Raw genomic sequence first — 26,037 nt, 5'->3', positions numbered from 1 at the left:
TCAAAAAGGAGGATCAAAAGAACCAGTCGGCTATAGAAGCTGACGGCACATCCTCTCAAAGGAGGTTGGAAAATAAAGTGGCCATTCTTGTGACAGGCGGAGCAGGTTATATTGGATGTCATACATGTATTGAATTATTACAAGCAGGTTATGAAGTAGTGGTGCTGGATAACTTCAGCAATAGTCATCCTGAATCATTAAGAAGGGTGATGGACATTACAGGTAAAGCCTTTAAGGTGTATCCAGTCGATTTGCTGGATGAAAAAGCTTTAGAAACTGTGTTTCGGCAAAATGACATTGAAGCCGTCATTCATTTTGCTGGATTAAAAGCCGTAGGAGAGTCTGTTTCATTTCCTTTATCCTACTATCAAACAAATATCATTAGTACCGTCTATTTATGTGAAATGATGAAGACATATGATGTGAAAAATTTAGTTTTTAGCTCTTCTGCAACGGTTTATGGGATGCCTGAGCAAGTCCCAGTTTGTGAGAGTGCTAATTTGTGGGCAATGAATCCCTATGGACGAACAAAATTGCTCATTGAAGGAATGTTAAGGGACCTGTATCAATCAGATTCAAACTGGAGCATCGCCCTTTTACGCTATTTTAACCCAATTGGCGCTCATGAAAGTGGGGAGATTGGGGATAACCCAAAAGGAATTCCGAATAATCTCATGCCGTATATCACTCAAGTAGCAATTGGAAAACGAAAGGAGCTCTCTATTTTTGGTGCTGACTATCCCACCCATGATGGAACAGGAATTCGCGATTATATCCATGTTGTCGATCTTGCTAAAGGTCATGTCAAGGCATTAGAAAAAATGCTGCTAACAACAGGAGTGGAGCCTTATAATCTGGGAACTGGTAAGGGCTATAGTGTATTGGAATTAGTTACAGCATTTGAACAAGCTTCAGGGGTAAAGATACCTTATAAAATCGTAGAGCGCAGACCAGGTGATGCTGCTGTATGTTTTGCTGATGTTACAAAAGCGAAACGGGAACTCGGCTGGAGTGCGCAAAAAGGCATTCAAGACATGTGTAGAGATTCTTGGCATTGGCAAATACGAAATCCGAATGGTTATGAGAAAAAAGCCATTGATATGAAGTGAATTTTGAAGGAGAAGTGGAGCAAATGGAAAGTCTTTCATCACAGCAATTCAAGCAATTACTAAAGGAGATCTATCAAGCAGGAGAAGAGTGTGAAACCATTAAATTAGAGGATATTATTAAACTAATTCAATTAAAATGGTTACTTATAACGGTTAAAGAAAAAGGAGAATTAGGTGTGGAAACCAAATGAAAAGACTGACTGACTTCATTTGTGCTCTCCTCCTGCTTCTCTTTTTTTCTCCCCTCATGTTGCTGATTGGTCTAGTCATCAAGCTGACAGGAGGCGGCCCTATTTTTTTCATTCAAATCAGACCAGGATTAAATGGAGAACCATTTTGTCTATACAAATTTCGTACTATGGCAAATAAAAGGGATGAGCAGGGAAGTTTATTAGCTGATGAAGATAGGCTTACTCGTTTCGGTTTACTTTTGCGCCAATTTAGCTTAGATGAATTGCCACAATTATGGAATGTATTAAAAGGAGAATTAAGCTTGGTCGGCCCACGTCCGTTATTAATGGAATATTTACCTTTATACACAAAGGAGCAAGCCCAGCGGCATCTTGTGCGGCCAGGAGTGACAGGGTGGGCGCAAATCAATGGGAGAAATGCCATTAGCTGGGAGGAGAAATTTAAATTAGATGTTTGGTATGTTCAGAATCAATCCTTCTTACTAGATATCAAGATTCTTATGTTGACTTTAAAGAAGGTAATCCAATCAGAGGGGGTCAGTCAACCGGGGAATGTCACAGTGGAGACATTTAAAGGTTCAAAGTCTACTTTGAAAGAGGGACATGGATGAAAATAGTGATGATTGGTCAAGGTGGTCATAGTAAGGTGATTTATGATCTCGTAGCTTCCCAGCCAGATCATGAAATCATTGCTTCGTTAGATGATAAAAATCAAGTATTGGAACGAAAGCATGGCCAATACATTGGCCCCATTTTTGCCTTTAAAAGAATGCTAGAGATGTATCCTGAAGCTCAATTTCTTATTGCAATTGGCAATAACAAGGTCAGACAATTAATCACAAACAGACTGCAACTGCCAAAAAACAAATATGTCACACTGATCCACTCTACAGCAACGGTGAGTTCAACAGCCCGAATAGGATATGGATCTGTTATTATGGCACATGCTGTTGTGCAAGCTGATGCACGCGTTGGCAATCATACGATTATTAATACGAATGCAGTGATCGAACATGATAGTCAGGTGGGTGATTATGTTCATATTTCTCCATCTTCAACCCTAACCGGAAATGTCACAGTAGGAGAAGGGGCACAAGTAGGGGCTGGCGCTACGATTATTCCTGCGATCAAAATCGGTGAATGGTCTGTGATTGGCGCAGGAGCGACTGTCATCCACGCTATTCCTTCCTTTAGTAAAGCAGTGGGAGTACCAGCAATGATTAAAAAGGATGTTAAAAAAGTCCAGTAAAAATGATACTTCGACCAAGTACCGACATGTCCTGTCTCGAACTTTCGACGTACAGGATGTACTAATGTCAGTGTTTGTGATTGACTTCAGCAACTTTAACCGACTTGGTCCTTTTTTAACACATATTAATAATGAATGGAGGTGCGTAAATGATTCAATCGAAAGTGAGCGAAAGAATTTTTCTTTCTCCTCCGCATTTATCTGGTAAGGAGTTAGGGTGTATTCAGGAGGCGATTACATCTAATTGGATAGCGCCACTTGGACCAAATGTCGATGCTTTTGAAAAGGAAATGGCTCAATATCTGGATGTAAAAGGGGCAGTTGCCGTCAGTTCAGGAACAGCGGCAATTCATTTAGCGCTAGCCTTGTTAGAAGTGGAGAGAGGAGATACAGTGTTTTGTTCTTCTCTCACCTTTGTTGCCAGTGCGAATCCCATTCTATATCAAGGCGCACAGCCAATCTTTATCGATTCTGAACCGGAATCTTGGAATATGTCACCACATGCCCTTCGAGTCGCGTTTGAACAGGCTTCTCATACTGGAAAGCTTCCAAAAGCTGTGATTGTCGTCAATCTGTACGGACAAAGCGCAAAAATGGATGAAATCACCTCGATATGTCAGGAATATGAGGTGCCGATGATTGAGGATGCAGCTGAATCACTTGGTTCAAGTTATCGAGGGAAGCCTAGTGGTACCTTCGGGAAATTCGGGATTTTTTCGTTTAATGGGAATAAGATTATTACGACATCGGGTGGGGGGATGCTTGTATCCGATGATTTAACAGCTTTAAAAAAGGCTCGCTTTTTAGCTTCACAAGCACGAGATCCTGCTCTTCATTATCAGCACAGTATGATTGGTTATAATTATCGAATGAGTAATATTTTAGCTGGAATTGGTCTAGCGCAAATGGAAGTTTTAGAGGAAAGGATTCAAGCCAAAAGATGGGTTTTCTCACGATATGAACAGGAATTGTCGAAGATACCAGGGATTCAAATGATGCCTGAATTGGCCTATTCTCATTCCAATCGTTGGCTTACAACCTTTACAGTAAACGAAAAAGAAACAGGTATTGCTTCAAAGGCTCTCCTTTTATCACTTGCTAGGGAAAATATTGAGGCACGACCAGTATGGAAACCCCTTCACCTCCAACCATTATTTGAAGGAGTCCCTTACTATCCACATCAAAATCAGAGCGTATCTGAACAATTATTTTTGACGGGCATTTGCTTACCTTCAGGGACCAATTTATCTGAAGAAGAAATACGAAGAGTGGTAAATTGTCTTAAATATACATTGAAACATGCTTAGAATCATTCAGGTAAATGGGGTACGAATATGATAGGGAAAAAGATCAAGCAGATTCGCAGACAAAAGGGACTCACACTAACGGAGCTAGCAGAACGCGCTGGAATAGCCAAATCAAATTTGAGTAATATTGAACGAAATGTTAATCAGAACCCCTCCATTCAAGTGATGGAAAAAATAGCAGAAGTATTGGGGGTGGATGTGCGCTCGTTATTATCATCTTCAAAAAGAGTAAAATCACAAGAATTGGATGAAGAATGGGTCAAATTTATATACGAGTTGCAAGAAACTGGCATTGAGAAGGAAGAAATTCAAAAATATAAAACCTTGATTGAATTTATAAAATGGAAGAACGAACAATCAGAGGAGTGAAAGCTCCCGGAAATTCAATGAATAAATTAAAAAGAAATAGAGGAGTCGATATGTCAGCAAAAGTAAGTGTGGTTGTCCCGATTTATAAGGTAGAAGCATATCTCCATCGCTGTATTGATAGTATTTGCGAGCAAACCTATCCAAACTTAGAAATCATTTTAGTCAATGATGGCTCTCCAGATCGATCTGGAAAAATTGTTGATGAATATGCTGCGAAGGATCCACGCATCATCTCTATTCATAAAGAAAATGGCGGGTTATCAGATGCAAGAAATGCTGGGATGGAATATGTTAGCGGGGAATTTATCCTCTTTGTCGATAGTGATGATTGGCTGCAAAGACATATGATTCGTACATTAGTCAATACTGCTTCCTTGTATAAAGCTGATATTGTTCAATCGGCTTTTTATTATGCCTATAAAGACCATTTATTGTCTGACTCTCGCTTTTATGCAAAGGAAGACGCTCCAACCATTTTAACGAATAATCAATTAATGGCGGAGTTAATTAGAAACGACAAGGTCAAAAATTTCGCTTGGGGAAAGCTTTATAGAAGGCAACTGATTCAGAATATCCCATTCAAAAAAGGCGTACTATTTGAAGATGTATTCTGGGCCCATCACGTCATGCAACAAGTCGAGACCTATGTGATGGTTCACGAACCTCTATGTTACTACTACCAAAGAGAAAATAGCATTGTTTCCAACTATACGCCAAAAAATCTAGATATCTTGGACGCTTTAAAAGAAAGACATCAATTTGTTGAACAATATTACCCAGAACTGCAAGCAGAATCGTATAAACTGATCATACAGACTGCACTCATTCACTATAATCTATTAGTGATGAAGGGGAGAAAAGACAAAGCACACATACGAAAGAAAGAAATTTATGCGTATATTAAGGAAAACAATCCTCAATTTAAAAAGGCGGTAAATTTAGATGTTGCTTTAAAAAGACAATTAACTTTATTCACCATTCATCCTTATCTAAATATCTGTTTTCTCGTTATACGGAAGATTTTAAGGAAAGTACGAATCTTACAGAAGCCACCTGGGCTGGAACGAATGAACCTGCGCTCTCACTTTAAAGAAGGGGATGAAGTCAATGAGTCGATTGGTTGAGAGAGTAAAAAAACACATTATCTTCGTGATTCAATATTTTTTCCAGTTCCTTCCTATTAAAAAGAATAAACTCTTCTTTTTTAGTTATTATGGGAGTCAATATGGGTGTAATCCTAAATATATTACGGAATATATAATCGAACATATTCCTAAAGACAAGTTTGACATTGTCTGGGCCTTTTCGGAACCAACGAAAATAAAGGATATAAAGGGGATAAGAAAGGTTAAGATGATGTCCATTTCTTACTTTTATGAAATATGTACATCCAAAGTAATCATTACGAATTTCCGTACAACAAATTTATTTAGGAAGAGAAAGGGTCAGTATTACATCCAAACATGGCATAGCTCCCTGCGTTTAAAGCAAATTGAGAAGGATGCAATCGCAAGCTTACCTGCCAATTATGTGGAAATGGCAAAAAAGGATTCACAAAAATGTGATCTCTTATTATCGGGTTGCCAGTACAGCACCGCGATTTTAAAGAGATCTTTTTGGTATGGGGGAGAAATCTTTGAACAAGGAACACCAAGAAATGATGTACTGCTTAAAGAGGACCCTACCAAACAAGTAAACATACGCTCTGCTTTGGGAATCCCTACACATTATAAAATTGTATTATATGCCCCAACCTTTCGAAAAAACGAGGATTTGGCGATTTATGATTTAAATTATGCGAGTGTATTGCAATCACTTCGTAGAAAATTTGGAGGAGAGTGGATGGCTCTAGTGAAACTACATCCTCATTTACTTTTGGAATCCTCTAAACTTGAGTCTCATGAAAATGTGTTGAATGTAACCCAATATGATGATGTCCAGGAATTGTTAAGTATTGTGGATGTTTTAATTACAGACTATTCATCCTTAATGTTTGATTACGGAATAACTCAGAAACCTTGCTTTTTATATGTTCCGGATTTGGAAGAGTATACTCGACATGATCGTTCACTATATTTCGATCTAAAAGCACTCCCATTCCGAATTGCCAAGAACCAAGAACAATTACTGAAAACAATTGCTTCATTTGACGGAGAAAATTATCATGTTGATCTTCATACCTTTTTTAAGAAAGTGGGCTCATTTGAGGAAGGAAAAGCAAGTGAAAAAGTAGTAGAACGAATCACTGAAATTTGTTTTGAAGGGGGGAAGAAGAGAAATGAAGCCGTATAAAATTGGCTATACGACTGGGGTATTTGATCTATTTCATGTCGGACACTTAAATATTCTCAGAAAGGCAAAGGATCAGTGTGACTACCTAATTGTTGGGGTTAGTACTGATGAGCTTGTTAAGGAATATAAACAGAAATCACCGGTAATCCCCTATCATGAAAGATTGGAAATTATCGAAGGTATTAAATATGTTGACAAAGCTGTTCCGCAATTGGATCGGAATAAGCTTTCAGCATGGGAACAGATTCAATTTGATGTCATGTTTGTTGGCGATGACTGGAGGGGGAGCCCTCTTTTTAGTGAAGTCGAAAGGAAACTTTCTCAAGTAGGGGTGGAAATTGTCTATTTTCCATATACGAAAGGAGTGTCGTCAACATTGGTGAAGGAAAAAATGAAGGTGTAAAGGGCCCATTCTTAAAAAGAAGAGGAATAAGCAGATGCTGAAGCTAAAATATTATCTTTCATTAATCGTATGGAATTTGTTTGTCAATACGCTTGGAAAATCAATGTTTACTCCTCAATCGATTCGGTTTTTATTATATAAAATGGCTGGGATGAGAACTGCTTCGGCTAATATTAGATCTGGATGTAGTTTCAGAGGGAAAAATCTCGTCATTGAACAAGGTGTTTTTCTAAATCATAATGTCTTCATAGATAGTTGGGAGAAGGTATTGATCCAAGAAAATACAGCGATCGCCTTTGATGTGTTAATCTGCACATCAAGTCATAAAATTGGAGGGCCATTCAAGAGGGTGGGGGATTCTGACAGAAAACCAATTGTGATTGGCCAGGGATGTTGGATTGGAGCAAGGGCAACCATCCTCCCAGGGGTAACGATCGGAGATGGATGTATTATTGCAGCTGGCTCAGTGGTAAACAAGGATTGTAAGGCCCATACCTTATACGCTGGGGTACCAGCAAAAGAAATTCGTCCACTCGAAAATAGGGAAGTCAATGCAAACATAAAGTAACCGATTGGGAAATTAAGATGGTTTATTAGAAACTGAATATATGATAAAGGAAAGTATAAAAATGAAAAAAAGCCTTTTATTTGTGATCGATTCCCTCGAATGTGCTGGAGCGGAGAAAAGCTTAGTTACTTTACTATCACTATTGGATTATTCCAGATACTCTGTTGACCTTTTATTATTTAGCCATGGGGGAGCATTAGAGGAAATAGTACCAAAGGATGTCAATCTTCTCCCACCCTTAAAATATACGCTTTTTTCAAAGACTCCTTTAAAGAAGGCATTCATTCAATCAATGAAACATTCAAATGGGAGGATGCTCGTTTCCAGGATCAAGTATTCAGTGAGAATTCGTGGAAAGAAATATACGAACCCGCAAAAGGCAAGGATATTCTGGCAAGCTATCTCCAAAGTCATTGAAGATCAACCAAAAAAATATGATATTGCGATTAGTTATGCACAGGGGATTCCCACCTTTTATGTGGCAGAGAAAGTAGCAGCAAAGAAAAAATATGCTTGGGTTAATGCAAGTTATTCCTTGGAAGCAGCAGATAAGGAATTTCAAAAAAAGTATTATCAACAATTTAATAATATTGTGGCTGTTTCTGATTATGCTAGGGATATACTAGCTGAAACCTTTCCTGAATTTAGAAACCATATGAAGGTCATTTATGATATGATCAATCCTTTATTTATTGCGAATATGATAAAAATAGGAGATAGCTATAATGATGATTTTACAGGGATTAAAATCTTAACAATTGGTCGTTTTTCGGCACAGAAGGGCTATGAATTGGCGATCGAGGCATGTGCAAGACTGAGAGATACAGGCGTTCATTTTAAGTGGTATGTCCTTGGGAAGGGGCCATTAGAAAAAGAGATAAGACAGATGATAGCCGAAAAGGGATTATCGGAGCATTTTATTTTACTTGGGGTGAAAGCCAATCCCTATCCATTTATAAAGGATGCAGACATCTATGTGCAAACATCAAGAGTAGAGGGATTTGGTTTAGCGATTACAGAGGCGAGGATACTCAATATCCCGGTTGTGACCACAAGGTTTGCTGCTGCTTGCAACCAAATGATTGACAAGAAAAATGGATTGGTAGTCGATATCGATGCGAAAGCGATATGTCAAGGAATTTTGAATCTGATAACAGATAAGCCATTACAAAAGGATATTATTGCATATCTTGAAGCTGAGAAAAAAGGAAATATAGAAGAAATAGAGAAATTCTACCAATTGATTAATGGAGATTAAATATGAAGAAAAAAGTCCTTTTTATGTTGATTAATATGAATGTAGGCGGTACCGAAAAGGCATGGCTCAATATGGTGACGCAAATGCCGAGAGAGCAATACGAGATTACGCTGTTACTGTTGGAAGAATATGGAGGGTTTCTTGAATCAATTCCAAAGGATATCAAGGTGACATATATATCAGACTATCAACAAATCAAACAGATCGTCCATCATCCATTACATGTAACTGCTTGGCACTCTCTTAAAAAGGGAAAAATTATCCAATCCCTCGTCTTGGCAGGCTTTTCTATCATAGGTAAATTGACAAAGGATAGCACTTTATTGTATCAATATCTTTTAAGGAATGAACCATTAGCTGAAAAAGAGTATGATATTGCGATCGCTTATGCAGGTCCTATGGACTTGATAAGCTTTTTTATTGCCCGAAAGATCGAAGCGAAAAGGAAATTCCAATGGATACATTTTGATGTAACAAAAATTGGATTTAATCGCTTTTTTGCGGCAAAGGTATATAGGGAATTTGAAAGAATTTATGTTGTTTCACATGAAGGAAAAGCTCGATTAGATCAACTAATGCCTACACTTCGATACAAAACAGAGGTATTTCCCAATGTAGTTTCACAAGAAGTAGTAAGAGAGATGGCGATTCAAGGAACTGGTTTTGGCGATCCATATGATGGCATGAGGATCTTGACTGTTGGACGGCTTAGTAAAGAAAAGGGGCAAGATTTAGCGATTCGAGTGTTGGCGCAATTAAAAATGGTTGGTTTTAAAGTCAGATGGTATTGCATCGGGGATGGTAAGGAAAGACATGAATACGAAAAGCTAATTGAAGCGCACCAGCTTGAAGATGACTTTATTTTATTAGGTACAAAGATTAATCCTTACCCATTTATGAAGCAATGTGACATTTATGTTCAGCCATCCAGACATGAAGGCTCTTGTATTACCTTGACGGAAGCACGGTACTTGTCAAAACCAATTATTAGTACAAAGTTTACCGGGGCATGTGAACAAATCAAACAGGAAGAAACAGGACTCTTAACAGATTTTGATGAGGAACAGATCTACCAGGCGATCATCTGCTTAATTACAGATGAAGGATTACAAAGAAAGCTGATTAGGAATTTACAGCTAGAATGTGTTGAATGCTCGATTAAACGTAATATAGAGGTGTGAATAGATTGAGAACGACAATTGATAAGTTGCTAATGCTGTTTAATAAAAGGGCAAAGAAGAAATTGGTTATCTTACTTTTTATGATGATAATGGCCGCGGTCTTTGAAACAGGCGGAATTGGTTTGATTGTGCCTTTTGTAGGGATGATGACCAATCCGTCTGTTATTCAAGAAAACGCTTTGTTATCTTTTCTTTACGATATGCTTCACTTTCAATCGACGAGTGCTTTTATGATCTTTGCCACTGTGGTATTATTATCGATTTTTATGCTTAAAAATAGCTATCTTTTATTCTTTCATTATATTCAGTATCGGATTGTTCTCAATGAACAGGTGCGACTTTCACAAAGACTGCTACAGAGATATTTGACAAAACCCTATACGTTCCATTTGCAACGTAATTCAGCAGAATTGCTGAGAAATGTAAATGAGGAAGTGCCGCGAGTATTTCAAGGGATCGTATTATCGACCTTCCAATTATTGACAGAAGCTCTTGTGATTATTTGTATTTTTGTTTTACTTTTAGTGACAGCTTTTCAAGCAACGGTGATAGCTTCTATTCTATTAGGCGGAAGTGTATGTTTGTTTTTTAAAGTCTTTCGTAAGAAGATCAGTACTCTCGGTAAAGAACAACAAGTCGTGAGTGGATCGGTGATTAAATGGGTGAATCAAGGATTGGGAGCTAGTAAAGAAGTGAAGGTCTCTGGCAAAGAAGCATTTTTTGTGCAATCCTATACGAAACAAAGTCAAATAAAGGCCAATAATAGTCGTTATATGAAAGTGTTGGAACAGATTCCAAGACTATTTATTGAGACATTACTCGTATCAGTTATTTTGATCACGATGCTAATGATTATTTTTCAAGGAACAGATACATCACAACTAGTCTCCACAATGGCTTTATTTTCAATGGCTGCCTTCCGCTTGATGCCTTCAATTAATCGTGTTGTTGCGATGATTACAACCATTAAGTATAGTCAACCTGCTTTAACTGTTATCTATGAAGATTTATTAAAAGAAGAGAAACCTTTCCAAGAAACTAATCTTAATCAAGTATCAAGGGCGCCATTTAAGGGCAAAGGATATTTTCAAGACAGTATTGATTTAAAAGAAGTATTTTTCCGTTACCCCAATCAACAGGAGTTTTCTATTGAAAATGTCTCACTTACAATCCCTATTGGTGAATCGGTTGCCTTTATTGGCGAATCAGGAGCTGGAAAAACAACGATTGTCGATATTATTCTCGGATTATTTCAGCCAGAGAAAGGAGAGGTGTTAGTGGATGGAAAGCCGCTTTTTCAACAAATCGAAACATGGCAACAAAAAATCGGCTATGTTCCGCAATCGATCTTTCTATCGGATGATTCCATTCGCAATAATGTGGCATTTGGGATAGATCCTGCTTGTATTGATGATACGGAAGTATGGAGAGCCATTGAACAAGCACAATTAAGAGAATATGTGGAAAATCTGACTGATGGACTTAATACAACCGTTGGAGAGCGAGGGATTCAGCTATCTGGAGGGCAAAGACAAAGAATTGGCATTGCACGTGCTCTATATCATAATCCTGAAATTCTCTTTCTGGATGAGGCAACCTCGGCATTAGACAATCAAACGGAACAGGAAATGATGAAAGCGATCGATTGTTTAAAAGGAGAAAAAACAATCATCATCATTGCTCATCGATTAAGTACCATTGAAAATTGTGATCGGATTTTTAAAGTAAAGCGTGGCCGTATTGAGGCTATTCAATATGGAATCGAAAAGTCTGTAATTTAAAAAAGAGGGTACGGAGGACTAGTGAGAAACAATATGAGTATATTAAAACCAATAATCTATACGTTCATTTGGAGCAAAATAACTGGAAAGGAGAGAACTCTCCTTTCGGCAAAATCAGCAGTTAGGCCAGATCACGGCTGCAGTTTTGTATTGTTCATATTCCCGTCAGATATGTGATTACTACTTAAATTAGCGGGTGCATTTTTTAATATATTTTCTTTGAAAAATAAAGGGATATTTGGTGATTTATCGGCACTTACACTTGTCATACCTTGCTTTGACTGAAAAATATTATCTGTAAAATAGATGGTTTCCGCAACCACGGTCGGACGGATATCAATCATGTAGCGAGTGTCTCCCTCTGGAAAATAGAAGGTATTTTGTGAAAAACGGAGAGTTCCCCATTTTCCATCGATAAAAAAGGCGGGATTTACATCTTTTGTATTAAGGAAATAGCAGTCATGGACTTGAAAAAAATCAATCGATTGTTCTGGTCTCATATAGAATAACTGGGTGGAATCCCACTCAAAATAACAGTGATTAAATTCGTAGTTACTTACGCCGTCATTACTGGCATTTTCTCGTAGTCTTCCACTATTAATAAACCGACATCCATGATAAGTGCCAGGGGGCAAGGGGGTAATTCGATTTTCCTTGTGTTTAATATTGAGAAACGAGACATTTGTTAAAACCCAATTATGTGATTGATTGGATACTACTGTGAAGGCTTGCTGACCACTTCCCTCAAAGGTAGAATTCGTGATGCTTTGAGGTTCTGTACTAAAGATCAAAGGAGCACCTGAGTTACTCGATTCTGTGGCAAAATCTTGATCGAATAAAAAACGACTATTATTAACTTGGGCAATATAGGCTTCCTGTTTATCAAAATTCAATGGACTATTATGAAAGGAACAACTGTCAACCAACACTTTCCCATTTCCGTTTAAAAGTGTTCGAGTGTGATAGAGGTGATTATTGGCAAAAATTATTTCTCCTGTAAGACGGGTACTGCAATGTAGAAAGTGATTATCTACAACAATTGCTTTGTCAACTCCATTATTAACTGTAAAAATGTTATCACGAATTTTATTGTTTGTAATATTGATATGCTTTCCTGCAACGACGATAATATTGTAACTCTTATTATTATAAAAATTGTTGCCATCTATATGGATAAATTGGTTGATATCATAACCATCTTCAATATCGATTGCCCCTTGGGGAGAAGTTCCACTGATATGATGAATTGCACACCCGCGTACATAGCAATGTTTCATGCCACAAATGGCAATCCCTAATCTGCGACAATGGTGGAGATTACACTTTTCAATGTAAATATGTTTTGGGAATTGGGGAGTGCGGATGGTAATGGTGTTCCCGGTAGTGGAAGGGACTGTGGATTGATGGAGTACGATCTTAGCATAGTTAGCATCTGTAGGGACTTCGACTTCATCGAAGAAATGAAGATTTTGAATAGAGGTTAAGAACGTATCATCACTCTTGTAAAAGATTACATCATAGGTGTTGGTGGTAATGTCTTTGCCGATCCCGCCATAACTGTCACCATAAAGGCCAAAGTAACCAGCATTCATAATTTGTGAGACCATAGGAATACTTACTTTTGAACGAATTCGATTTGTGTCTGCGGTTAAGGCCCCAGTGGAGGTATTGATTCCACCACTTTCCATATTCCCAGCTAGTTTCGGAAAGTTTCCACCAATGCCACCGAAAGAGGTTATCCCAAAAATGGCATCACCTGTTGAATCGGAAATCTCGAGATTATCAATTGTAATGTATTCAACATCATGTCTTAGCTCGACACCAACACCAAACTCATGAGTTCCACCACTCGAGAAGTCATGGTCATGGCGGTCACCGACGATTTTTCCATTTGTGATCCGTGCGTATCGATTATTTTGAAACAACACGATCGAATACTTAGATTGGTTATTATTTTTTATTCTTAACGTTGCTCCTCCAAGATTGAAAGTCATATAGCTTTGTGGCTGAATTGGGATATTTTCATCAATTAAATAGGTGCCCTTCGGTAAAATTGCTTCTGCATTTCCCTGTTTGGCTGCCCAAAGTAATGCTTCATTAATGCCTTTGGCAGTTTGGCTAGCTTCGGTTCCATCATTCTTTATTTTCCAACGATCTAACTCAATTAAATACAGCCCCTCAGGCATATTGGTTCAGATTCCATCTGTTCATCTTATAACCTCCATTTGGTTTGCTAGGGCTCAAAAAAACCCCTCTTTAGTAAGGTATTCGGAGACGGCATGAATGTAACGGCTTGTGCAAAGAGGATTTTATAAAGCGAGACTGCTCTCAATGGGATTTTCTTCATCCCTCACTGATAGTTAGTGAGACTTAGCGGGGTGTTAGCATCCGTTACCCCCACATAGACTTCTTTGAAATCTCCTAGTCTTGAAGCGTAGGTCATACGGACGCTTGCACCGGGATAAAGTAGAAAAATTCACTAAATAACTGTTGACTACTGTAGCGGGAGGGGATATAGTAATGGTATGTCGTTCACTATTGAGAACGAAAATAAAGGGAATGGTATTTAATATAGAAAAATAAACAAATTAATGTTCTTTATATGGAATTGCTGATGAAAAATAAGAAGGGAGGAAAGAAGCATATATGAGCGATCTATTGTATTTTTTAAAGCAAATTCATCTGTTTTCAGGAAAGATCCTCTATATAAATTTAATTGCGATGTCACTGATTGGATTATTGGATGGTATTGGCATCTTATTACTTATTCCCATGATTCGCATGAGTGGCCTGATCGAACTTGATTTAGGGGATTCTTCCATTGGAAATTTATTTCAGTTTTTTCAAAATGACTCGATTACAATCGGTTTACCACTTATTTTAGGAATCTATCTATTCATTGTGATTGTACATAATTTGATAGAGAAACAAATTATGATTCGAAATGCAATTATTCAAAATCGATTTCTCCGTCATATGCGAATCCAGACATACACAGCTGTAATCCAATCGAATTGGAAGTTTTTTATCCAAAAGAGAAAATCAGATCTCGTGAATCTTTTGCTGACAGAAGTTACTCGTACGAGTGGAGGCACATATGCGTTTTTACAATTTATGGCTTCCCTGATTTTTACGATCGTTCAAATCATTCTTGCTTTTTTCTTATCTGCAAAAATTACGATCTTTGTTTTATTATCAGGGGTTCTGATTGTTTTTTTGAATCGAAAGTTTCTCAAAAGATCCATGACATTAGGACAGAAAAATTATGAGCTTGGGAAAACCTTTCTAGCTGGGATGACGGACCAAATCAATGGTATTAAAGATATTAAAAGTAATACCTTGGAGAAATCTCGATTGCAGTGGTTTTTATCTGTAACCAAACAAATGGAGCAAGAACAGGTAGAATATACGAAATTAAGAATGACCTCTCAGCAATATTATAAAATCGCTGCGGCCGTATTTATGGTCTTGTTTCTCTTTTTCACTGTGCAAATGTTCCATTCACAGGTTGGTCAGTTAATGCTTATTATTATTATCTTTTCGCGACTATGGCCAAGGGTAGCGGGTATTCAATCATCTTTAGAACAAATTGCAAAAACGATACCATCCTTTAAGGCAGTAAAATCCTTACAGTTGGAGTGTTTACAATCCGTAGAATGTATAGAAGGTGAAAGGGGAACCCCTCTTAGATTAGAAAAGGGAATTGAGCTAAAGGGGATTGACTTTCGTTATAACCAAGAGTGCTTTGCCTTAAAAAATATTTCTCTGTTCCTTCCTGCCAAACAGATGACCGCTTTTGTAGGAAAATCAGGTGCAGGGAAAAGCACTTTAATTGACATCGTTATGGGACTTAATCAACCAGAACGGGGTGAATTTTTTATAGATGGCAAACCCTTAATGACTGAAAATATACCGTCGCTGCGGCAAATGATTGGCTATGTTCCGCAAGACCCATTTTTGTTTAATACGAGCATTCGTGAAAATTTACTAATGGTTGTGCCTGAGGCAAGTGAGCGGGAAATTTGGGAGGCTTTAGAATTTGCCTCTGCTGCTACGTTTGTGCAAAAGCTCCCAGAAGGCTTAGATACGTTAATAGGAGATCGAGGGATTAAGCTTTCGGGTGGAGAAAGGCAACGGATTGTGCTGGCGCGAGCGATTTTAAAGAAACCTTCTATTCTTGTGTTAGATGAGGCGACAAGTGCGCTTGATACTGAAAGTGAAAGGGAAATTCAAGTAGCTTTAGAAAAATTGCAGGGGAAAATGACGATTCTGGTGATTGCTCATCGACTTTCCACCATCCGGAACGCGGATCAAGTTATTGTCTTAGAACATGGAGAAATGATCCAACAAGGTGGGTTCAGACAACTATCACAAGAAAAAAACAATGTGTTTCACAAACTATTAGCCGGACAGATGGAGATTATTTCATAGGGTGAGGATTTCGGGAAAAAGCATTTAAGGGGGTGAGGATTTCGGGAAAAAGCATTTAAGGGGGTGAGTCATTTCAAATATTAGGATTTCCCATAGAGAGCTAGTAATAGTCCTATAGAAGAAAAAGAAAGGGTGAAAAGAATGAAGAAAACATGGCAGAAACCAGATCTAGAAATTCTAGATGTAAGCATGACGATGAAATGGCATAATCCTCCAGAAGGTGGAGGGAAAGATCCTGATCCGGGTGATCCAACAGATCCATCGACTCCAGGTCTTGATAGTTAGATAGCACAGGAAAATATATAGACTCCCATACACTTCTTAGTATAGGGAAAGAAGTATGGGAGGCTTATTTTTAAAAAATAAAGTAGGTGAAATGAATGTTTGAGATCGTCAAAACCGCCCGTCAGCAAAGACGATTTGCAGAGACATGGGAATATTTTTGTGCATTATATGGCTGGTATAATGACCCTTATGCTAAAAATGGCATCCGTTATAATTTATTAAATCCCAACAAAAGAAAAATTGTTATTGGGACAATCGAATTTATACCATATGATCCGAAAAACCCTAATAGCACTGTGGAAGGACGATGGGCATTTTCACAATACACAGATATTCGTGATGATCAAGAGCGTGTATGGGAGATTGACAAACTTTGTCTGCATAAGGATTATCAACGGAAAGGCTATTTTAAGCATTTTTGGTCTGTGTTTTATCATCATATGTGTCAACATCAGCCCAAATATTATATTGGGTTAATGGAAAAACGCCTTTTTCGCATGATGCGTATTTGCTTTGGATTAGCCGTGGAACAAAGGGGAGAATCATTGCCTGGGCAAAGTACAGAGCTTGTCCCTGTTATTTTCGATGTTGAGCAAATTATGCAGAATCAGGAAGCCGTAAATCGATTTTTTGGAATGTCTCCCTATAAGTCTCCCCGTCGCAATCGAATCTTCCTTACCCTACAACCCGTATTGAAAAAAATCGCTCGTCGCTAAGGTGAATGTTCAATTGGAATTGGATGATTCACCTTTCTTCTTTCCATGTAACTCATATAAAATTTCGATGAGTAACACAATCATCGTGGCTCCCGTTGCAATTGCAAAGCTGTTTAGTTGATTTAAACCGATGAAGAGGCCAATAGTATAAGCTGCAAAAATCCGTATGCACAGTAGCAGTAGATAATAAAGTGGATTTTTGCCGACTATATGCTTCACTATTATTTCGATTAAACTATCAAGTGAGAACAAATAGATAATGAAGGAAATTACAAGTATAATCAGTTGTTTTGTGCTTATTTGTAGTGAAAATAGCATATTAATAGCACTGGTTGAGCTGAGCAAAACAAAGAGAATAAGTGCAATTACGGCTGTAGGTGCTAATGCAAGTATGCATGCTACGAACAGTCGGCCAAATCCATTCAGCTTTTTCTCTTCATCCTCTTTTTTATTTTCTTTATAAATAATTGTATAGATCAGCAAAAATGAAATGCTGAATACAATCGTCAGTAATACTAATATTTTCAAAACACACACATCCAGTATATCGAGAGTTTCATCCTCCGTATGTTACCCGTCTTAACACTTTGTTGGACCCACTTCCACATGCAAATAATATCAGAGCTGCAAGGATGAATTTTACCATTGCAATAGAACTCACCAGCTAATTCACACCATAATAGCGATAGCAATCATCACGAGAAGAGATAGAACGACTTGATTGTTTCCTTCGTTTAAAAAGCTCATATACAGAAGAGGGAGCAGAAAGAGAACGTCCATAACACTTATCTTGTCTCTATTAATACATACGTTTTATATGAGGAAAAGTTTCATGCATTAGGAACCAAGTGTTTCGTGATTGAATCATCGGATTAAATAGGATAAGCTTTTTAAAAAGATACAGGAGGGGATGTTGAAATGAAAGTCGCGTTTCTTTCCGATATACATGGGAATGCAACCGCTCTAGAAGCCGTAATAGAGGACATAAAGGATAAAGGAGTAGACCAAATTTTTGTATTAGGAGATATATGCTTTCGTGGACCAGAGCCAAAGCGCTCGCTGGAACTTGTTCAATCGCTCGGATGTGATGTGATTAAGGGCAATGCCGATGAGTGGGTTGTTAGAGGAGTCCAAGAAGGAGAAGTTCCCAGTCAAGCATTGGAAATCATGCAACAAGAACGGGAATGGACGCATGCTCAGCTTGATGAAGCAGATGCCACTTATTTACAGAATCTACCAACTGAAATTATCACAACGTTAAGAGGCATAAATGTCCATGCTTTTCATGCAACACCGAATAGTTTGTTTGATGTTGTGCCAGCCTTTGCAAGTAATGAGCAGTTACAGGATCGTATAATGATCCAGGAAGCAGATGTCTATCTTTATGGTCATATCCATACAGCTTATATTCGCTTTATTAATGGAAAAACAGTTGTGAATTTAGGAAGTGTGGGCTTACCATTTGATGGAGTCAAAAAAGCATCCTACTGTCTCATCGATTTGGAACCTGGGCGTGCGCAGGCATCGATAGTACGGGTAAATTATAATATTGATGAAACCATTCATAAATTACAGCAATCGGATTATCCTAATAAAGATTTTCTTATAAATGTTTGGAGAAGCGGCAGCGTTTAATTGATTTGAACAGGGGGACAAGCAGTTGAAGCAAAAAAGCTATGTGAACAAAACCAAATTTGTTATCTTTCTTGCTTTGGTTAGCTTGCTCCTTTTTACCTTGCCAAGTCAACCGCTCCCTGCCCAAGCTCAACAGTTCCCCCATCCATTAACCATATTAGAAGGAAAGTTTTCGCAGTTAAGTACGGTCGTTTATCCTGCGTTCAGTAAACAGCAAACAGAGCCTGTATCCGAATCCACCTCCTTAGCCGAAAAAATCAATTCGATTTTACAAAAAACGTCACTTGATGGAGTCGTGACAGGTGTTAGTGTGCGAAAAGCAGAGGACGGAGAATTGATCTATTCCCATCATGGAGATACACAATTGCGTCCAGCATCTAATCTGAAATTACTGACCGCTGCAGTAGCGATGGAAGTGTTGGGACCAGAGTATCGTTTTTCTACAGAAATTTTAACAGATGGGAAAATAAAAAAAGGTGTACTGCAAGGGAACTTGTATATGAAGGGGAAAGGCGATCCAACCCTTTTGCAAAAGGACCTAGATACATTGGCTCTCCTCTTAAAGAAAAAGGGGATTAAAAAAATTAAAGGCGATATGATTGGGGACGACAGCTGGTATGATAATGTCCGCTACTCCCAAGATTTAATGTGGTCTGATGAACAGCAGTTCTATGGCGGGCAAATTTCAGCCCTTACGATTTCCCCTGATGAGGATTATGATGCAGGCAGTATACTTCTGGATATACAGCCAGGGGAAAAGTCAGGAACACCTGTCATAATTAAAATGAAGTCGGAGACAGGCTATGTAAAGATTGTCAACAAGGCCATAACAGTCGAAAATGCAGAGCCTGATAAGCTGTCGATTGGAAGAGAACATGGCAGCAATCGAATTATTATTCAAGGAGAAATCCCACTTGAAACAAATCATACAAGGGTGAAGATTGCGCTTTGGGAACCGACTGGTTTTGTTGTTGATTTAATGGGAGGAGCTTTAAAGAAGAATGGCATCACTTGGAATGGAAAAGCGAAGACAGGAGTCACACCAGAGTCTGCCTCAGTTTTAGCGACGATAAAATCGATGCCATTGCAGGAGTTACTCGTCCCCTTTATGAAACTGAGCAATAATATTCATGCTGAAACATTGGTAAAAGAAATGGGGAAAGTGATCCATGATGACGGAAGTTGGCCGAGTGGACTGGATGTTATGAAGGCAACGCTTGATGATTTCGAATTAAATCAAAAGCAAATTTTACTCCGGGATGGCTCCGGGATTTCTGACAAAAATCTAATCCCGCCAAATGAATTAACAAAATTACTGTTTGAAGTCCAGAAAAAAAGCTGGTACCCTGCTTTTGAACAGGCACAACCTGTTGCGGGTGAACGAGATCGGATGATCGGCGGAACTTTACGCTCCCGTATGACTGCGGAAGGCCTGAAAGGTAAGGTAAAGGCGAAGACAGGTACACTCACAGGGGTAAGCACACTTTCTGGATATGTAACAAATGCAAACGGGGAAAAGCTAATTTTTTCCATTATGATGAATAATTACATACATGGATCGATGAGGAAAATACAGGATGAAATCTGTCAGGTGCTGATAGAGGATGGTTAGTGTAATCTAAACACTACCGCTTCTCATCCATAGCCGGAAAAATGTCTATAATATTATGTCCGTTTTTCAAACATACTTGAAGAGCGGGCTTTTTGTAGTATGCAATTATATTGAAATTACCTTATAGATAATATAAAATATAATATATATAGTTTATATATATTTCGGATAGGGGGGACTTTTATGGATATGGATGAGTTTAAACAATGTCTGTGGAATTATTCACGGGAAATAAACGAAAATACAAATAGAGTGTTTAATCCGATCATTGAACAATTTGGCCTGACAACACTTCAGTTTCGCATCCTTATGGGGATTCGCCAGAGTGGCTCCCACACCATCGGAAGTCTGGCGAATGAAATCAAAATGGCTGGCACCAATATCTCAACAATGTGTAAAAAGTTGGAAAAAATGGCGCTATTAGAGCGTATTAGAAAACCTGAGGATGAACGAGTTGTCTTGGTTATCCTTACTCAAAAAGGACAAGATATTGTCTCAGAAATTGATCAGATTATTATTGAAAAAATCACTTTATATACAAAAGCAGAATCTGAGCAAACTATGCATGAGATTATTATTGGCTTAAAACAATTAAATAAGCTATTGCAAAAGATGGGGCAAACTGAAAGGTATTAATCAGAATGAGGAGCAAACATTTATGAAAATACAAAAAAATCCAAAGAAACCACTCATCTATTATATTTTAATCTCCGTGATGGTGGTATTAGTCCTAAATGCTTTTGTCTTTCCTTCTCTTATTCAGCAAAAAGTATCAGAAGTGGATTATGGGACCTTCTTAAACCAAATTGAACAAGGGAATATTAGTACAGTTGAGATCCAAGATAACCAAATTGGTTATACCACTGTAGATGGAAGTGGCAGGGAAAAGGTCTATGTGACTGGAAGAATGGATGACCCAGAGCTCGTAAATCGCCTTTATGACGCTAATGTAGAGTTTACAAAGGTTGTCCCAAAAGAAGTCTCTCCGTTTTTAAAGTTTATCATAGCCTGGATCTTACCATTAGTCATTTTTATTGCAGTCGGACAATTTCTTATGCGTAAATTGTCTGGAAAAATGGGTGGCGGCGGAAATGCCATGACTTTTGGAAAAAGCAAAGCAAAGGTCTATGTAGAAGCACAAACTGGTAAAACATTTGCAGATGTAGCAGGACAAGAGGAAGCGAAGGAAGCTTTACAAGAAATTGTCGATTTTCTTCATAATCCGAAAAGATACCAGGAAATTGGCGCCATTATTCCTAAAGGCGCGCTGCTAGTAGGACCTCCTGGTACAGGAAAAACCTTATTAGCCAAGGCTGTAGCTGGAGAATCAAAAGTTCCGTTTTTCTCAATTTCCGGTTCAGAGTTTGTAGAAATGTTTGTTGGAATGGGTGCTGCAAGAGTAAGAGACCTATTTAAACAAGCTCAAGAAAAGGCACCTTGTATTGTGTTTATTGATGAAATCGACACAATCGGAAAAAGCAGGACCTCAGGTGGACCAAGCGGAAATGACGAAAGAGAACAAACTCTGAATCAGCTATTAACTGAGATGGATGGTTTTGATGCTGACAAAGGCGTTGTCATCTTGGCAGCGACAAACAGACCAGAAACATTAGATAAAGCATTGCTGCGGCCTGGAAGATTTGACCGGCGTGTACCTGTCGAATTACCTGATCTTTTAGGCAGGGAAGAAGTTTTAAAAGTTCATGCACACAAAGTGAAAATGGCGGAAGATGTTGACTTTAATGCAATTGCAAGAGCGACATCAGGAGCCTCTGGTGCTGACTTAGCCAATATGGTAAATGAAGGCGCGCTTCGTGCAGTGAAAATGGACCGAAAAGAAGTGAACCAAAGTGATTTAGAGGAATCGGTTGAAGTGGTATTAGCTGGATATCAGAGGAAAAATTCCGTTATTTCCATGAAAGATAAATTAACGATTTCTTACCATGAAATTGGTCATGCACTTGTAGCTGCAAAACAAAGTCATTCTGCTCCTGTTCATAAGATCACGATTATCCCAAGGACCTCTGGTGCTTTAGGGTATACGATGCAGGTAGAAGAAGGTGAGAAGGTCCTCATGAGCAAAGAAGAGGCCTTGGATAAAATTACTACCTTTATGGGCGGACGTGCGGCAGAAGAAGTTATTTTTAATCGAGTCACTTCAGGAGCCTCCAATGATATTGAACAAGCGACAAAAATTGCGCGATCAATGGTAACGCGATTCGGAATGAGTGAAGAATTTGATATGATGGCCCTCGAAACGGTCAATAATCCTTATCTAGGTGGCGACACGTCACTCTTAGTTTCATCCGAAACAGCTGCCAAAATTGATGAACAAGTTTTAAATATCATCAAAAGCTGCCATCAGAAGGCCATTCAAATTTTGGAAGACAATAAGCAAAAATTACATGAACTCACAAAGTATTTATTAGAAAGAGAAACGATTACCGGTGAAGAGTTTATGACCATCCTAGAAGCAAAAGAATCAAATCTATAAGCAAGGAAGATCCAACTGGCTGTTGGATCTTCTTTTTCAGCATGGGAAATGGGAAAGGCATTGCCGTGACACCATCTCCATTTTTGAGGAAGTAGACGGAAAGGGAAGAGTGAAAGGATTGGCCCTTCCCGTCTTGATGAAAGGAGAAGAAAAGGGGAAGGGCGAGAGGTTTGGCCGTCCCCGTTTTGATGAAAGTAGAAGAAAAAGGGAAGGGCGAGTGAGTGTCATCTCCATTGAAGAAACTGAAGTATAGTGGTTATGTAAGGAAGTCATTCTGTGGTAATATCTAACTAATACAACCAGTGAAATGAAAGGAGAAATGAGAAATGGCCGAGATTAAATTTGAAATTACTGAGCAAATTGCTGTTCTTTCAGAATCACCAAAGGGTTGGACAAAGGAGCTTAATTTAATTAGTTGGAACGGACGAGAACCAAAATACGATATTCGCGATTGGGCTCCTAACCATGAAAAAATGGGAAAAGGTGTCACATTAACGGAAGAAGAAATTGAAAAGATAAAAGCTGCATTAAAATAAGATAAGGTCCCTAAAATATATTACCCGGGGAATGTGCAGAGACAATGAAGACAACTTGGAAAAGGACGACAATAATGGGGAAAGTACAATTACCAGTTCAAAAAAATCAAATCATCGATGTGACCTTTGAGGATCTAACCCATGACGGTAATGGTGTAGCAAAAGTGGAAGGATATCCACTGTTTATTGCCAATGGGCTGCCAGGCGAAAAGGCAAAAGTAAAGGTAACGAAGCTGAATAAAGGCTACGGTTTTGCAAAAGTTATTGATATTTATGAAAAAAGTCGCTATCGGGTTATTCCCGAATGCCCGATTTATGAGGAATGTGGTGGTTGCCAGCTTCAGCATTTAAGCTATGAAGGGCAATTAATTGCCAAGGAAAAGCAAGTCCGTGATGTGATGCAGCGGATTGGAAAAATAGAAGATGTTCCCATCCACCCTGTTCTCGGAATGGAAAATCCCTGGCGCTATCGAAATAAATCGCAAGTCCCGATCGGTGAACGAGAAGGTGGCTTAATTGGTGGATTTTATCGACAACGAACACATGATATTATTGATATGAAGGAATGTTTGATTCAGGTCGAGGAAAATGATCATGTTTTGAAAAAGGTAAAAGAGATATGTGGAAAGTATGGAATCAAGCCTTATGAAGAAAAAACACATAAAGGTTTGCTTCGCCATGTGATGGCACGCTATGGAAAGATATCTGGTGAAATGATGATTGTTTTGATTACAAGAACAGCCGAATTTCCGAATCGGAAAAAGCTTGTCGCAGAATTGGTAGAAACTATTCCAAATCTCAAATCAATCGTGCAAAACGTCAATTCAAAACGGACGAACGTCATTTTCGGAAATGAGACGAAAGTGCTGTGGGGAAGAGAAACAATCACAGACTATATCGGGAATATCCAATTCGCAATTTCAGCTCGCTCTTTTTACCAAGTCAACCCAGAGCAAACGAAGGTCCTCTATGATCAAGCCCTTCAGTATGCAGAATTAACAGGAAAAGAGACTGTGATTGATGCCTATTGCGGAATTGGTACCATCTCGTTATTTTTAGCCCAAAAGGCAAAAAAGGTATACGGAGTCGAGATCGTTCCAGAAGCCATTGAAGACGCCAAGAGAAATGCCCAACTTAATCGATTGGAAAATGTAGAATTTGCTGTTGGGGAAGCAGAAACAGTTATCCCAAACTGGTACAAGCAAGGAATCGAAGCCGATGTTCTAGTCGTAGATCCGCCTCGCAAAGGCTGTGATCAAGCACTGTTAGATACGATTATCCAAATGAAACCGAAGAAGGTTGTGTATGTCTCTTGCAATCCTGCCACCTTGGCCCGAGATCTACGCGTTTTGGAGGATGGCGGGTATAAAACAATTGAAGTGCAGCCGGTGGATATGTTTCCAATGACTGCACATGTTGAGTCCGTTGCAAAGCTGGAATTAAGAAAATAAACTCTCCGATTTCTGTCTATTTCATAATAAAAATCTCAGAACAATATTTTTCTGAGGTTTTTGGCATGGAAATGAATCTATGCATGAAGCTTGTTAAAATTATCTATACCATAATGAGGGACGATCAATGAATCAGAAAGCCCCATTCATGTGAACCGAAAGCTTGGTAAATGACGCCTCGATTCGTGAATGAAAGTTGAGTTTTTGCAGATACTAGAACATACATTTTATACTTCTATTGAACGAAATAATAAGGAGACGTGTCATGAGTTGGTATAATAAATTAAACGAATACTTTCCTGCAGAGGAAATGAAATCAAAAAAGCATATGGATAAATTATTAAGTGAAAAAGGGGATATTTATTATAAGGATGAAGGTCCATATCATGTGATGATGTACGCAGAGTTCGATTCATTTATTTTTATTGATTATATATGGGTATCCTCGAAATCAAGGGGGCAAGGTATTGGGCGCACATTAATTGAAAAAATGAAAAAGAAAAATAAGCCCATTTTATTAGAGGTTGAACCGATTGATTACGATGATTCTGATACGGAAAAAAGATTGCGTTTTTATAATCGTGAGGGATTTATTCATGCTCAGTCGATTGGCTACAAATCCCGTTCTTTAATGACGGATGAACCGTTCGCTTTAGAAATTTTATATTGGTCACCAAATAAAAACGAAACAGAAGAAGATATTTTTAAACAAGTTCAAATGATGTATGAAACCGTTCATTCTTATAAAGCGAAAGAAATTTATGGTAAGCCTGAACAAAAGGTGGAAGAAGTGTTAACATTTGATGAACAACGTGGTGTTGATCTAATGGAGGAGAAAGAGAGGGAGTGAGTACAAAAAAGAGGCTGTGACATAACCAAAATGTTAAGTCCAAAGACGAATGTATTGCCTTAGCGAAGTATATTTCCGGAGCGGGGGATATGCACCTAGTCTTGGTTTTGTCTTGAGTGAAAGTCTCAGCCACCTAGATTTTATGAAAGGTATTTGCAATGGAGAAATAACAATGTAGCTTTAATTTCATTTGAATTTTCCAGCTTGAGGCAAATTTATTAAAGACTTGAACCACGCTATAATAGATCTAAACCATATATTATCCGGCATCTAAGTCCAACAATTGCAGATAGGTACCTAGATTTTTGGTTTTACCTTC

Annotated in this window: 26 protein-coding genes; 24 read left to right on the top strand and 2 right to left on the bottom strand. The window is 38.4% G+C overall.

All coding sequences use genetic code 11. The annotated features are described in order from the left end of the window. Nucleotides 1–77 precede the first annotated feature (77 nt). The 13 genes from galE (at nucleotide 78) to KI375_RS18175 (ending at nucleotide 11,708) form a co-directional block, all read left to right on the top strand. The gene (gene galE / locus KI375_RS18235; protein ID WP_212974932.1) at nucleotides 78–1,109 is read left to right on the top strand and encodes a UDP-glucose 4-epimerase GalE; all 1,032 of its coding nucleotides are present in this window, start codon (nucleotides 78–80) and stop codon (nucleotides 1,107–1,109) included. A 23-nt stretch (nucleotides 1,110–1,132) separates the two neighbouring features. After that, nucleotides 1,133–1,300: a YwzD family small protein gene (locus tag KI375_RS18230; RefSeq protein ID WP_212974869.1), complete on the top strand. Its 168-nt coding sequence runs from the start codon at nucleotides 1,133–1,135 to the stop codon at nucleotides 1,298–1,300. Next, nucleotides 1,297–1,911 carry a sugar transferase gene (locus KI375_RS18225; protein ID WP_212974868.1) on the top strand — a complete coding sequence of 205 codons (615 nt, stop codon included), beginning with the start codon at nucleotides 1,297–1,299 and terminating at the stop codon, nucleotides 1,909–1,911. Before KI375_RS18230 ends, KI375_RS18225 begins: the two co-directional genes overlap by 4 nt. Next, the gene (locus KI375_RS18220) at nucleotides 1,908–2,549 is read left to right on the top strand and encodes an acetyltransferase (protein WP_212974867.1); all 642 of its coding nucleotides are present in this window, start codon (nucleotides 1,908–1,910) and stop codon (nucleotides 2,547–2,549) included. Before KI375_RS18225 ends, KI375_RS18220 begins: the two co-directional genes overlap by 4 nt. Nucleotides 2,550–2,698: 149 nt before the next feature. Next, nucleotides 2,699–3,856 carry an aminotransferase class I/II-fold pyridoxal phosphate-dependent enzyme gene (locus tag KI375_RS18215; protein ID WP_280528659.1) on the top strand — a complete coding sequence of 386 codons (1,158 nt, stop codon included), beginning with the start codon at nucleotides 2,699–2,701 and terminating at the stop codon, nucleotides 3,854–3,856. A 27-nt stretch (nucleotides 3,857–3,883) separates the two neighbouring features. Beyond that, nucleotides 3,884–4,225 (top strand): helix-turn-helix domain-containing protein, encoded by a 342-nt coding sequence (locus KI375_RS18210; protein WP_212974866.1) that lies wholly within the window; start codon nucleotides 3,884–3,886, stop codon nucleotides 4,223–4,225. Nucleotides 4,226–4,275: 50 nt separating this feature from the next. Further along, nucleotides 4,276–5,349 (top strand): glycosyltransferase family 2 protein, encoded by a 1,074-nt coding sequence (locus KI375_RS18205; RefSeq protein WP_212974865.1) that lies wholly within the window; start codon nucleotides 4,276–4,278, stop codon nucleotides 5,347–5,349. Then, a complete protein-coding gene (locus KI375_RS18200) occupies nucleotides 5,333–6,517 on the top strand; it encodes a CDP-glycerol glycerophosphotransferase family protein (protein ID WP_212974864.1) in 1,185 nt (394 codons plus the stop codon). Before KI375_RS18205 ends, KI375_RS18200 begins: the two co-directional genes overlap by 17 nt. Continuing rightward, nucleotides 6,504–6,920, top strand: coding sequence for an FAD synthase family protein (locus KI375_RS18195; protein WP_212974863.1), 417 nt, complete (start codon nucleotides 6,504–6,506; stop codon nucleotides 6,918–6,920). The genes KI375_RS18200 and KI375_RS18195 overlap by 14 nt, the downstream gene beginning before the upstream one ends. A gap of 34 nt (nucleotides 6,921–6,954) precedes the next feature. After that, nucleotides 6,955–7,488, top strand: coding sequence for an acyltransferase (locus KI375_RS18190; protein WP_212974862.1), 534 nt, complete (start codon nucleotides 6,955–6,957; stop codon nucleotides 7,486–7,488). Between the two features lie 61 nt (nucleotides 7,489–7,549). After that, the gene (locus KI375_RS18185) at nucleotides 7,550–8,746 is read left to right on the top strand and encodes a glycosyltransferase (protein ID WP_212974861.1); all 1,197 of its coding nucleotides are present in this window, start codon (nucleotides 7,550–7,552) and stop codon (nucleotides 8,744–8,746) included. A gap of 2 nt (nucleotides 8,747–8,748) precedes the next feature. Continuing rightward, nucleotides 8,749–9,927 (top strand): glycosyltransferase, encoded by a 1,179-nt coding sequence (locus KI375_RS18180; RefSeq protein ID WP_212974860.1) that lies wholly within the window; start codon nucleotides 8,749–8,751, stop codon nucleotides 9,925–9,927. A 5-nt stretch (nucleotides 9,928–9,932) separates the two neighbouring features. Next, nucleotides 9,933–11,708, top strand: a complete 1,776-nt coding sequence (locus tag KI375_RS18175; RefSeq protein ID WP_212974859.1) for an ABC transporter ATP-binding protein — start codon at nucleotides 9,933–9,935, stop codon at nucleotides 11,706–11,708. Nucleotides 11,709–11,839: 131 nt separating this feature from the next. Here the strand turns inward: KI375_RS18175 and KI375_RS18170 are convergent, their stop codons facing one another. Next, on the bottom strand, nucleotides 11,840–13,894 hold the full coding sequence (locus KI375_RS18170; protein WP_212974858.1) for a right-handed parallel beta-helix repeat-containing protein: 2,055 nt from the start codon (nucleotides 13,892–13,894) through the stop codon (nucleotides 11,840–11,842). A gap of 460 nt (nucleotides 13,895–14,354) precedes the next feature. On the opposite strand from KI375_RS18170, the gene KI375_RS18165 reads away from it, so the two are divergent. The 3 genes from KI375_RS18165 (at nucleotide 14,355) to KI375_RS18155 (ending at nucleotide 17,140) form a co-directional block, all read left to right on the top strand. After that, the gene (locus tag KI375_RS18165) at nucleotides 14,355–16,139 is read left to right on the top strand and encodes an ABC transporter ATP-binding protein (protein WP_212974857.1); all 1,785 of its coding nucleotides are present in this window, start codon (nucleotides 14,355–14,357) and stop codon (nucleotides 16,137–16,139) included. 141 nt (nucleotides 16,140–16,280) lie between these two features. Next, nucleotides 16,281–16,424, top strand: a complete 144-nt coding sequence (locus KI375_RS18160) for a paeninodin family lasso peptide (RefSeq protein ID WP_207448838.1) — start codon at nucleotides 16,281–16,283, stop codon at nucleotides 16,422–16,424. 95 nt (nucleotides 16,425–16,519) lie between these two features. After that, the gene (locus KI375_RS18155) at nucleotides 16,520–17,140 is read left to right on the top strand and encodes a hypothetical protein (RefSeq protein WP_212974856.1); all 621 of its coding nucleotides are present in this window, start codon (nucleotides 16,520–16,522) and stop codon (nucleotides 17,138–17,140) included. 9 nt (nucleotides 17,141–17,149) lie between these two features. On the opposite strand, the gene KI375_RS18150 is transcribed toward KI375_RS18155, so the two are convergent. After that, a complete protein-coding gene (locus KI375_RS18150) occupies nucleotides 17,150–17,668 on the bottom strand; it encodes a hypothetical protein (RefSeq protein WP_212974855.1) in 519 nt (172 codons plus the stop codon). Nucleotides 17,669–18,058: 390 nt separating this feature from the next. Between KI375_RS18150 and KI375_RS18145 the strand changes: the two genes are divergently transcribed. From KI375_RS18145 to KI375_RS18110, 8 genes are all read left to right on the top strand, one after another. Further along, nucleotides 18,059–18,775, top strand: a complete 717-nt coding sequence (locus KI375_RS18145; protein ID WP_212974854.1) for a metallophosphoesterase family protein — start codon at nucleotides 18,059–18,061, stop codon at nucleotides 18,773–18,775. A gap of 25 nt (nucleotides 18,776–18,800) precedes the next feature. After that, complete coding sequence (gene dacB, locus KI375_RS18140) at nucleotides 18,801–20,387, top strand: D-alanyl-D-alanine carboxypeptidase/D-alanyl-D-alanine endopeptidase (RefSeq protein WP_244852812.1); 1,587 nt, start codon at nucleotides 18,801–18,803, stop codon at nucleotides 20,385–20,387. 183 nt (nucleotides 20,388–20,570) lie between these two features. Further along, the gene (locus tag KI375_RS18135) at nucleotides 20,571–21,023 is read left to right on the top strand and encodes a MarR family winged helix-turn-helix transcriptional regulator (RefSeq protein WP_212974853.1); all 453 of its coding nucleotides are present in this window, start codon (nucleotides 20,571–20,573) and stop codon (nucleotides 21,021–21,023) included. A 22-nt stretch (nucleotides 21,024–21,045) separates the two neighbouring features. Next, nucleotides 21,046–22,881: an ATP-dependent zinc metalloprotease FtsH gene (gene ftsH / locus KI375_RS18130; RefSeq protein ID WP_212974852.1), complete on the top strand. Its 1,836-nt coding sequence runs from the start codon at nucleotides 21,046–21,048 to the stop codon at nucleotides 22,879–22,881. Between the two features lie 22 nt (nucleotides 22,882–22,903). After that, nucleotides 22,904–23,134, top strand: a complete 231-nt coding sequence (locus tag KI375_RS18125; protein WP_212974851.1) for a hypothetical protein — start codon at nucleotides 22,904–22,906, stop codon at nucleotides 23,132–23,134. A gap of 73 nt (nucleotides 23,135–23,207) precedes the next feature. After that, nucleotides 23,208–23,417, top strand: coding sequence for a YdbC family protein (locus KI375_RS18120; protein ID WP_212974850.1), 210 nt, complete (start codon nucleotides 23,208–23,210; stop codon nucleotides 23,415–23,417). 74 nt (nucleotides 23,418–23,491) lie between these two features. Next, the gene (rlmD, locus tag KI375_RS18115; RefSeq protein ID WP_212974849.1) at nucleotides 23,492–24,868 is read left to right on the top strand and encodes a 23S rRNA (uracil(1939)-C(5))-methyltransferase RlmD; all 1,377 of its coding nucleotides are present in this window, start codon (nucleotides 23,492–23,494) and stop codon (nucleotides 24,866–24,868) included. A gap of 265 nt (nucleotides 24,869–25,133) precedes the next feature. Beyond that, entirely contained in the window at nucleotides 25,134–25,718 is a 585-nt protein-coding gene (locus KI375_RS18110) for a GNAT family N-acetyltransferase (protein WP_212974848.1), read from the top strand. Nucleotides 25,719–26,037: the final 319 nt, after the last annotated feature.

This window comes from Bacillus sp. J14TS2 (genome assembly GCF_018333015.1).
Lineage (GTDB): Bacteria > Bacillota > Bacilli > Bacillales > Bacillaceae_C > Lederbergia.
Note: the sequence above shows the minus strand (reverse complement) of the source record. Positions and strands in the feature narration are given on the sequence as shown.

What these genes read in the sequence shown, in the direction of transcription:
- KI375_RS18230 (WP_212974869.1), top strand. Translation starts at nt 1,133, where the DNA reads ATGGAAAGTCTTTCATCACAGCAATTCAAGCAATTACTAAAGGAGATC.
- KI375_RS18225 (WP_212974868.1), top strand. Translation starts at nt 1,297, where the DNA reads ATGAAAAGACTGACTGACTTCATTTGTGCTCTCCTCCTGCTTCTCTTT.
- KI375_RS18220 (WP_212974867.1), top strand. Translation starts at nt 1,908, where the DNA reads ATGAAAATAGTGATGATTGGTCAAGGTGGTCATAGTAAGGTGATTTAT.
- KI375_RS18215 (WP_280528659.1), top strand. Translation starts at nt 2,699, where the DNA reads ATGATTCAATCGAAAGTGAGCGAAAGAATTTTTCTTTCTCCTCCGCAT.
- KI375_RS18210 (WP_212974866.1), top strand. Translation starts at nt 3,884, where the DNA reads ATGATAGGGAAAAAGATCAAGCAGATTCGCAGACAAAAGGGACTCACA.
- KI375_RS18205 (WP_212974865.1), top strand. Translation starts at nt 4,276, where the DNA reads ATGTCAGCAAAAGTAAGTGTGGTTGTCCCGATTTATAAGGTAGAAGCA.
- KI375_RS18200 (WP_212974864.1), top strand. Translation starts at nt 5,333, where the DNA reads ATGAGTCGATTGGTTGAGAGAGTAAAAAAACACATTATCTTCGTGATT.
- KI375_RS18195 (WP_212974863.1), top strand. Translation starts at nt 6,504, where the DNA reads ATGAAGCCGTATAAAATTGGCTATACGACTGGGGTATTTGATCTATTT.
- KI375_RS18190 (WP_212974862.1), top strand. Translation starts at nt 6,955, where the DNA reads ATGCTGAAGCTAAAATATTATCTTTCATTAATCGTATGGAATTTGTTT.
- KI375_RS18185 (WP_212974861.1), top strand. Translation starts at nt 7,550, where the DNA reads ATGAAAAAAAGCCTTTTATTTGTGATCGATTCCCTCGAATGTGCTGGA.
- KI375_RS18180 (WP_212974860.1), top strand. Translation starts at nt 8,749, where the DNA reads ATGAAGAAAAAAGTCCTTTTTATGTTGATTAATATGAATGTAGGCGGT.
- KI375_RS18170 (WP_212974858.1), bottom strand. Translation starts at nt 13,894, where the DNA reads ATGCCTGAGGGGCTGTATTTAATTGAGTTAGATCGTTGGAAAATAAAG.
- KI375_RS18165 (WP_212974857.1), top strand. Translation starts at nt 14,355, where the DNA reads ATGAGCGATCTATTGTATTTTTTAAAGCAAATTCATCTGTTTTCAGGA.
- KI375_RS18160 (WP_207448838.1), top strand. Translation starts at nt 16,281, where the DNA reads ATGAAGAAAACATGGCAGAAACCAGATCTAGAAATTCTAGATGTAAGC.
- KI375_RS18155 (WP_212974856.1), top strand. Translation starts at nt 16,520, where the DNA reads ATGTTTGAGATCGTCAAAACCGCCCGTCAGCAAAGACGATTTGCAGAG.
- KI375_RS18145 (WP_212974854.1), top strand. Translation starts at nt 18,059, where the DNA reads ATGAAAGTCGCGTTTCTTTCCGATATACATGGGAATGCAACCGCTCTA.
- KI375_RS18135 (WP_212974853.1), top strand. Translation starts at nt 20,571, where the DNA reads ATGGATATGGATGAGTTTAAACAATGTCTGTGGAATTATTCACGGGAA.
- ftsH (WP_212974852.1), top strand. Translation starts at nt 21,046, where the DNA reads ATGAAAATACAAAAAAATCCAAAGAAACCACTCATCTATTATATTTTA.
- KI375_RS18120 (WP_212974850.1), top strand. Translation starts at nt 23,208, where the DNA reads ATGGCCGAGATTAAATTTGAAATTACTGAGCAAATTGCTGTTCTTTCA.
- rlmD (WP_212974849.1), top strand. Translation starts at nt 23,492, where the DNA reads ATGGGGAAAGTACAATTACCAGTTCAAAAAAATCAAATCATCGATGTG.
- KI375_RS18110 (WP_212974848.1), top strand. Translation starts at nt 25,134, where the DNA reads ATGAGTTGGTATAATAAATTAAACGAATACTTTCCTGCAGAGGAAATG.